The sequence below is a fragment of the Sphaerochaeta sp. genome (assembly GCF_050178175.1).
Classification (GTDB): Bacteria; Spirochaetota; Spirochaetia; order Sphaerochaetales; family Sphaerochaetaceae; genus Sphaerochaeta.
The window spans coordinates 1-7,606 of sequence record NZ_JBFXGH010000108.1; the positions used below are offsets into that span (position 1 = coordinate 1).

At 47.6% G+C, this 7,606-nt stretch carries 6 protein-coding genes; 5 read left to right on the forward strand and 1 reads right to left on the reverse strand.

Annotated elements, in window-relative coordinates:
- A partial coding sequence (locus tag AB7S66_RS10235; RefSeq protein ID WP_428519681.1) for an AAA family ATPase occupies positions 1–427 on the forward strand: 427 nt, incomplete at its 5' end.
- Here AB7S66_RS10235 and ade read toward each other — a convergent pair.
- The gene (gene ade / locus AB7S66_RS10240) at positions 417–2,162 is read right to left on the reverse strand and encodes an adenine deaminase (protein ID WP_428519683.1); all 1,746 of its coding nucleotides are present in this window, start codon (positions 2,160–2,162) and stop codon (positions 417–419) included. The genes AB7S66_RS10235 and ade overlap by 11 nt on opposite strands.
- A gap of 291 nt (positions 2,163–2,453) precedes the next feature.
- Between ade and AB7S66_RS10245 the strand changes: the two genes are divergently transcribed.
- From AB7S66_RS10245 to AB7S66_RS10260, 4 genes are all read left to right on the forward strand, one after another.
- Entirely contained in the window at positions 2,454–3,740 is a 1,287-nt protein-coding gene (locus AB7S66_RS10245; RefSeq protein WP_428519685.1) for an NCS2 family permease, read from the forward strand.
- 108 nt (positions 3,741–3,848) lie between these two features.
- Complete coding sequence (locus AB7S66_RS10250) at positions 3,849–4,853, forward strand: SDR family NAD(P)-dependent oxidoreductase (protein ID WP_428519687.1); 1,005 nt, start codon at positions 3,849–3,851, stop codon at positions 4,851–4,853.
- Positions 4,843–6,081: an NAD(P)/FAD-dependent oxidoreductase gene (locus AB7S66_RS10255; RefSeq protein ID WP_428519689.1), complete on the forward strand. Its 1,239-nt coding sequence runs from the start codon at positions 4,843–4,845 to the stop codon at positions 6,079–6,081. Before AB7S66_RS10250 ends, AB7S66_RS10255 begins: the two co-directional genes overlap by 11 nt.
- Positions 6,082–7,118: 1,037 nt before the next feature.
- Positions 7,119–7,478 carry a VOC family protein gene (locus tag AB7S66_RS10260; protein WP_428519691.1) on the forward strand — a complete coding sequence of 120 codons (360 nt, stop codon included), beginning with the start codon at positions 7,119–7,121 and terminating at the stop codon, positions 7,476–7,478.
- Positions 7,479–7,606: the final 128 nt, after the last annotated feature.

The following is a 7,606-nucleotide window of genomic DNA, read 5'->3' on the forward strand; positions in this document are numbered from 1 at the left end:
ACCAAGTGAAGAGGATGCAAAGATTGCCTATCAGGCACTGTATGATGTGGGTTTGGCAAACTATGCAGAGAGGCATATCACTACCTTGAGCGGAGGAGAACATCAGTTGTTGCTGCTTGCAAGGGCCATTGCTCAACAGAGTTCCATGTTCTTGCTCGATGAACCAACAAGTGCATTGGACCCTGCAAACCGAAAACGGGTGCTTACCATCCTGAAACAGCTGCATGCGAAAGGGAAAACCCTTCTGTTTACCACGCATGACGCAAACCTTGCCTACGAACTGGCCAGCCATGTTGCGATGGTAAAAAAAGGCTCACTGCTTTGTTATGGGCCAAAAGAAGAGGTGGTCAACAGTGCCATGCTGACCACCCTCTATGATACCGAGCTAACCGTTGCCAAAGTCGGCACAAAGACGCTTATCTATTGAGCTCCAGAGGGACAAAGCTGAAACTTCTCACATCAAACAACCCCATATCGGTGAGCTTATAGGCAGGGATAACCGGCAAGGACATGAAACAGAGTGTCATGAATGGATCGATTTCCTTACTGATATGCAGGGATTCCTGCGCAATATGATGAAGGTTGTCCAACTGCTCAGCAATAACTGAGCCTGCCTCGTAGCTCATCAAACCAGCAACGTTCTGTACAAAGGAAGCCAGTATGTTCTTCCGCTTCACAATCACCATACCGCCACCGATGGAGATCAAGTGCTCTACAGCCATGGCCATATCCTCATCATCATCCCCTGCCACAATGATGTTGTGTGAATCATGGGCAACGGATGTAGCCATTGCCCCACCCTGCAAGCCATACCCACGCAAGAGTGCAACAGCCACATTCCCTGTTCCTGTGTGACGCTCAACCACAGCAAGCTTGATGATATCCTGACTCTTATCATGGACCCATTCTCCGTTTTCCACCATCACGTCAGCCTCTCCTGCTCCAGTGACCACCCCGCCTGGGATGATATCAATGACCCGAACATGGGATCTGGAAAGAGGCAGCCTAAGACGATCGATGGAAAAATCCTTGACATGCATCATGCCAGAGACTCGATCGTCATGCTTTACCTTTGCAACCTTGCGAATAACCCCATCTTCAGCTACCAATTCTCCCGCCACATATACCTGATGCATAAAGAACTCTTTCAGGTCATTGCAAAGCAGGAAATCCGCACGCTTTCCAGGTGCAATCGCACCCCGGTCAGTCAGGTGATAGCAATCTGTGCTGTTGACGGTGGCCATACAGATGGCCTCGATGGGATCGAGTCCATCCTGTACCGCAATACGTACGTTGTTGTTGATGTGTCCATCGGTGAGAATGCTTTTCGGTTGCCGGTCATCCGTACAGAAAACACAACGTCTACTGTTTTTTCCCGTCACTCCTCCCAGGAGCATCAAAACGTTTTTACACGCAGACCCCTCACGAAGCATGACATACATTCCACGACGGATGCGGTCATGCAGCTCTTGCTCGTTCTCACACTCATGGTCGGTCAGGATCCCTGTACTTGCATAGGCATCAAGCTCTGCTCCCCCGATCGCTGGGCTATGGCCATCGATCACCTTACAGAGATGCTTCGCCTCCATGATCTTGTCAAGGACCAGGTCTGTTCCGGCTATAACACCAGGAAAGTCCATCATCTCACCCAAGCCGAGAACTCTCTCCTGTTGCAAGGCCTCCTTGATATCTTTTGCTTCCAATACAGCCCCACTATGCTCAAAAGTAGTAGCCGGGACACAGGACGGCACCATAAAGAAAGCTTGCAACGCTGTCTCCTTAGATGCCTCCAGCATGTATGACAATCCATCAAGACCACATACATTGCAGATTTCATGGGGGTCTGCGATTACTGTGGTGGTTCCACAGGGAACCACGAGATTGGAGAACTCCTCCGGGGTGGCATGACTGGACTCGATATGCACATGACTGTCAATGAACCCTGGCAGGAGATATCGTCCCCCACCATCAACCACTGTTTCAGCTTCACCTTTGCCACACTCAGCAAATCCAGCTATATATCCGGACTGGACCAGAAGGTCAGCCTCAAACCACTCCTTGTTATATACATCCAATATTTGGGCATTGGTAATGCACAAGTCGGCTTTTTTCCGTCTTGCTGCAGTTTCTATCACTTCCTGCATTTTTTTCTTCGTAACCATATGAGCTCCTTCTGCAACATTTTGCAACGTCTTTCTATCAGTGTAGCACTTCACGATAATTCTTCAAGGGAAAATATTGGTTGTTGCAGGTATACAGTATAATTAATAATTTGTATTGATAGTGAAGCGCTTTTCTTCGCTATAGAGCAAATTTTCTCGAATTAATTTAGCCAGATTCCCAAAATTATACCCTATAATTTGGTTATATAACAAATGTAACGATTTTTCTGTACGATTTGATACAGATAGGGTAGAATGGTACCAACCAAAACATCTGCAAGGAGTGCATCGATGGAAAAGTTTTTCAAGCTCAAAGAACGAAAAACGACCGTCAAGACTGAAGTCATGGCAGGTATTACCACCTTCCTAACTATGGCTTACATTCTTGCCGTCAACCCAGGCATCCTTTCCGAATCCGGAATGGACTTCTCCAAAGTATTTGCTGCAACTGCAATTGCTGCATCAATCGCAACCTTGGTAATGGCCCTCTGGGCCAATCTGCCATTTGCTCTTGCCCCAGGCATGGGTCTGAACGCCTTCCTTACTTACACCGTCGTTTTCGGTATGGGTTACACATGGCAGTTCGCCCTCACGGCAGTATTCGTTGAAGGTATCATTTTCTTGATCCTCACCGCCGCCAATATCCGGGAGGCAATAGTCAACAGCATCCCAGCCAACCTAAAACGTGCAATCGGTGTTGGTATCGGTCTCTTCATTGCCTTCATTGGCATGCAGAATGCTGGTATCATCGTTGATGGAGCTACATTGGTTGCTCTGAATGCTGACTGGTTCATGGGAGCTCCCGGCCTTGCCATGATTGGTTTGGTCATCACCGGTATTCTCTTGGCCCACAAGGTAAATGGCGCCCTCCTGATTGGTATCATCGTCACTACGATTATTGGTATTCCTTTCGGAGTGACAAAGTATGCTGGCGGATCTTTCCTTCCCCCAGCCCCTTACTTCTTCCCGTTCGAGTTTACAAACATCATGAGTGTTGACTTCATCGTCGTTGTCTTCACCTTCCTGTTTGTAGATATGTTCGATACCGTTGGAACCCTGATAGGTTGTGCCACCAAGGCAGACATGATCCAGGATGATGGCTCCATCCCCAACTGTAAGGAAGCACTGTTCGCTGATGCAATCGGAACCACTGTAGGTGCAATCCTCGGGACCTCCACCGTCACCACATTTGTTGAATCCTCCAGTGGTGTTGTTGAAGGTGGACGTACTGGTTTGACCGCATTGACCGTGGCCATCCTCTTCGCTCTCTCCCTGTTCCTCGAACCGTTGTTCGGTTCCATTCCCAGTGCTGCTACAGCACCTGCCCTGATCATCGTCGGTGTTATGATGATGAGCCCGGTAAAGGATATTGAGTGGGACGAGATGACCGAAGCTATCCCGGCCTTCCTGACAATGATCTTCATGATCGTAGCTTACAGCATTGCAGATGGTATCATGTTTGGTATCCTCTCCTATGTGTTGCTCAAGCTCTTCACCAAGAAGACCAACGACATTTCAAAGATGACTTGGGTTGTTTTTGCTCTGTTCGTGATCAAGATTATTTTCGGCGCCCTCTAAGAGCTTCAGCTCTGTTCTTCTGGACCTCCTTTCTCAGGGGGTCCAATTTTTATCCCCTACCCATCACCCAGTTTCTACGGTACAATAGCACTCGTTGAGGAGAGCACTATGCGCGCAAATATGATGCGATTGGATACGAATAAAGTGTATTTGGTCACCGGGGTTGCCGGTTTTATTGGGTTTCATCTAAGCAAGCGATTGCTTGGGCTTGGATGCACGGTAATCGGTTTGGACAACCTGAACGATTATTATGAGGTGTCTCTCAAGGAAGAGCGACTGAGGATGTTGGCCTCAGAACAATTCATCTTCTATAAAGTTGATCTTGCTGACAGGAATGAGCTTGATGCAATCTTTGTCCGACACCAGGTAACCCATGTCATCAACCTTGCAGCCCAAGCGGGGGTGAGATACAGCATCGACAACCCGTATGCATACCTGCAATCGAATCTCGTGGGGTTTCTCAATATCCTGGAGTGCTGTCGTCATCATGCAGTAGAACATCTGGTGTACGCCAGCAGTAGCTCAGTCTATGGCTTGAACAGCAAGATACCCTACTCAACAGATGATAAAGCCGATAATCCTGTAAGTCTCTATGCAGCCACCAAGAAATCCAATGAGCTGATGGCCCACGCATACACGCACCTCTATCATATCCCGAGCACCGGACTGAGATTTTTCACGGTCTATGGACCGTATGGAAGGCCGGATATGGCATACTTCTCATTCAGCAAACGGATTATGGAAGGAAAAAGCATCAAGGTCTTCAACAATGGGGATATGTGGCGTGACTTCACCTATATCGATGACATCATCACCGCATTGGAGAACATCATTCCCAATATCCCTGAGGAGAATGAAGCAAAGGATCGCTACAAGGTCTACAATATCGGCAACAACAAACCAGTGAAATTGAAGCAGTTCATAGAGACACTGGAACAGTGTCTTGGTAAGGACGCTGAGAAGGAGTATCTTCCGATGCAACCTGGGGACGTATACCAGACCTATGCGGATGTCACTGACTTGATGAATGATTTTGATTTCAGACCCAATACTCCCCTTGAACAAGGGCTTGAGGCTTTTGTCTCGTGGTTCAAGCCATACTATGGATACTAGAAATACTCCCTATGATGTAGTGATTATTGGAGGAGGGGCCGCTGGGCTCTTTCTTGCTGCAAATCTACCCACTTCCAAGGCACTGTTGCTTGAACACAAGGAAGCAGCAGGCAAGAAAATCCTGATCACCGGTGGGGGCATGTGCAACCTTACCAATACCCAAGTGGAAGAGGATTTCCTGCAGCATTATGGAAGCAGAGCACAGCGCAACTTTCTGCTTCCCTCCTTCCAGGCTTTCCCTCCCTCAGCCATTATGCAATGGTTCGAGTCCAAGGGCGTTTCCCTTGTGACCAGGGAGGATGGGAAGGTTTTCCCTGCTTCACTGGATGCCCATGAGATCAGGGATGTGCTGGTCAGGGAGAGTAAAGCCAGCATAGTGTACAACTCCAAGATCTCTTCACTGAGCAAGGATGGAGAGTATTTCCATGTGCAAACCGATAAGGGGTCTTTTATCTGCAGGAATCTTGTATTGGCCACGGGAGGACTGAGTTATCCAATCACAGGAAGTGATGGGAGTGGGTATGGCCTGGCCAAAACGCTTGGGCACACCATCGTTCCTCCAAAGCCAGCGCTCGCTGCCATCATGGTGGATGCGTATCAGTGGATGCGCCTTGCAGGTAATGCAATACGCGATGCATATGCAGAGTTCCATCATCCAGGGGAGAAAAAACGGTTCCTGCAAGCGACGGGGGATATACTGTTCACCCACGACGGACTTTCCGGTCCCCTGATTCTTACAGCCAGTCGTGAGCTGAAGGCAGGCGATTCCATCACGTTCTCCCTGCTGCCGGTGAAAAACAAGCGAGCGGTTCAGGAAAATCTCCTTGCGCTCCTTTCATCCCAACCCAAGAAGCATGTTTCAACCATCCTCAAGGAATTCGGCCTTGTGGCATCCCTTGCTCAACAAGTCATCAAAGAACTGGATTTTGAAGCCACCATTACACCTGCCAATCTGAACAAACAGCAACGGCTGACCCTTATGAAAGCAGTCACGGAGAGACATTTCATCATCAAGGGTATTAAAGGTTTCAATGCTGCAATGGTTACCTCTGGTGGAGTAAACATCAAAGAGGTAGATAGGGGAAGCATGGAGTCAAAGGTGATGGACCACCTATACTTCTGTGGTGAAATTTTGGATGTTGATGGACAGAGTGGAGGATACAATCTCCAGGCAGCTTTCTCCACAGCATACTGTGTAGCTAATCATATTCAACTTCCTATGAGGTGACTCCGGCTGGGTACACATTTTCCCCTGTTTCTCTCATACTAATTCATTCCCAAACGGAACGAGAGGAAAGGAATCATCATGATATGGTTCCTCTCATGAGCGGGTGCAGTGAAAGCAAGGTGAGATACCCCGTTCCCTGGGGCGGAAAAGGAGGCGGTTCATCTCTTGCCCTGAGGTATCGATACCTTTCATTCTATCTAGTAGCTCCGTTGCTTATTTGCTCATAAAGGTGACAAGGGGCCATCACCCTATCATCTTACTTGTACGCTTCTGTTTCTAGATGGATTTTGCCATGATGTTTCCAGTCATCATCCCACAGATGAAACAGACGATTTCTCTCGCACAAGTTACTTTATCCACATTTGCATTCTTTCCTGCTCGTATCATCTTGTGGTACTTGTGGCGTATTCTAATGGTTTCACTGTCTTCATATATATTGACTTGCAAGTCTTCGTGATACCTGTCATCTGGGTCTTCCCCCTATGAAGTAAGAGAATGCCATAGCTGAGTGTGTGCCAATCCCACCAAAACAGTGTAATGATCCACCACATTCCCTCTTTATATTGGTCCACCGGGGTTGCAAATGTAAAAGAACGGAGCCATTTCCGATATTCTGGGCCCAGCTTGAACCCTCTTCCGGCTGGTGTTTCCCTTCCTGGGCAAGAAGAACCGGAGTTGTTGCTTAGCCTTCTTCAAGGATCCATTCCTGGCATCACCAATGTCTGTCTTTACCCTGTTTTTTTTTCGTAGCTGGTAGTATGGTCCAGCTTTTTTTTGCATTCACTTTCTATAAATGACGATCATCTTTGCGCTGCTTAGGGTAGTGATTTCACCAACAAAGGAATCTGTCCCATAGGGTGCCTAAGGCTTACGCATTATTGTGGACGTTGACGCCGATTATACGTATACTTGGTAAATTGGACATGATGTGATTTCTCTTTGCAGAATGTAAGGCATACGGTAATGTTAGGTATGACCACTGTAATGCCGGTTTTACAAAATCAATGGTCACATCATTGTGCTTATAAGGAGAAAATATGCAATATCTTTGGACAACAATTACTGTAGGGGATATGGAAGAGAGCCTGGCATTCTACCAAAATGTGCTTTCACTCCCGGTATCCAGCAGGATGAAAACACCTGCTGCTGAGATTGTGTTTTTGGGAGATGGGGAAACAAAAATTGAATTGATTTATCACGAAGGGAATACTCCATCACCCATCGGAAAAGACATCAGCATTGGATTGTCCGTAGAGAATCTCGATGCTTTCATGGAAATGCTCAAGCAAAAGGGTATTCCCATTGTAGAGGGCCCTTTCTCACCGAATCCATCAATTCGTTTCTGCTTTGTACATGACCCGAATGGTGTCCGCGTACAATTGGTGGAACGTTCCTGATAATCGGGTAGGAGGATGAGCCTTAATGGCTCATCCGACCTCCCACAGAACCGTACGTACCGTTCGGTATACGGCTCCTCGTCAGTTCACGCACTCTCGGGCATATAAGCCAGAGAACCATCGCCATC

Bases quoted from the DNA above. Each gene is read 5' to 3' on its own strand.
- ade (WP_428519683.1), bottom strand. From the start codon at position 2,162: ATGGTTACGAAGAAAAAAATGCAGGAAGTGATAGAAACTGCAGCAAGA.
- AB7S66_RS10245 (WP_428519685.1), top strand. From the start codon at position 2,454: ATGGAAAAGTTTTTCAAGCTCAAAGAACGAAAAACGACCGTCAAGACT.
- AB7S66_RS10250 (WP_428519687.1), top strand. From the start codon at position 3,849: ATGCGCGCAAATATGATGCGATTGGATACGAATAAAGTGTATTTGGTC.
- AB7S66_RS10255 (WP_428519689.1), top strand. From the start codon at position 4,843: ATGGATACTAGAAATACTCCCTATGATGTAGTGATTATTGGAGGAGGG.
- AB7S66_RS10260 (WP_428519691.1), top strand. From the start codon at position 7,119: ATGCAATATCTTTGGACAACAATTACTGTAGGGGATATGGAAGAGAGC.